We start from the raw sequence: 697 nt of genomic DNA, 5'->3' as shown, positions 1-697 counted from the left end.
TATGGCACGATAAAGTGCTCTATCGTATTCCGTGGCAAGAGTGTGAAATATCCGTCATTGTCGCGAAAACCCATATGGGCTACGGGCGGTTAAAAGATGGCTATGAGTTAATGCTCTGGCTTAACCCTAAACACGCGGTCAATGCCGATCTAACCGGTCATCGCCATCAGTATCTCTCTTTAGTTCATAACATGGGTAGTCATGCCCCTGTATATGGCTATTGGGAATACGTTCGCCGCTATATGGCAGACGAACAACCGCTATGGTACGAGATCAGTAAAGAGCCAAGACAGATAGGTGTTAACTTTGAACTCGCTGAAGAAGAAGGTCGGAGTCGGCTGTTTGCAATTGTTACCTTTATTCTTACGTTACCACTTGGTTTTCTGCTCAGACCCGCTCTTTTTTCACTCTGGTGTAATCCTTTGAGACATAAATGGCCGGAACAAGTCCATAAGTGGACAGGTAAACGATGCAATTGGCATTAGACGTTTTTCACGACAGTTTATCCGCACTGCCGCTCAGTTGAGCTGTTCGCGGAGGAAGAACCCATCATGAGTGAGATTAGACAAGTCGGCCCCAACCATTGGGTTGGGCCAGAGGAGTTTGGCTTTACCCCCAACTTCCATATTACCCAACACGGCGTGGATCACTACCCCAATGGTCATTTAATGCAACAAGAACCATTAAATCCAGGTAA

Annotated in this window: 1 pseudogene; it reads left to right on the top strand. The window is 46.5% G+C overall.

Going from position 1 to position 697, the window contains the following annotated elements:
- A pseudogene (locus tag QTN94_RS20215) lies at positions 1-485 on the top strand (DUF6708 domain-containing protein); the annotation flags it as partial.
- Between the last annotated feature and the right edge of the window lie 212 nt (positions 486-697).

This window comes from Vibrio sp. M250220, from assembly GCF_036533795.1.
GTDB lineage: Bacteria > Pseudomonadota > Gammaproteobacteria > Enterobacterales > Vibrionaceae > Vibrio.
This window is presented reverse-complemented; position numbering and strand designations above follow the sequence as displayed.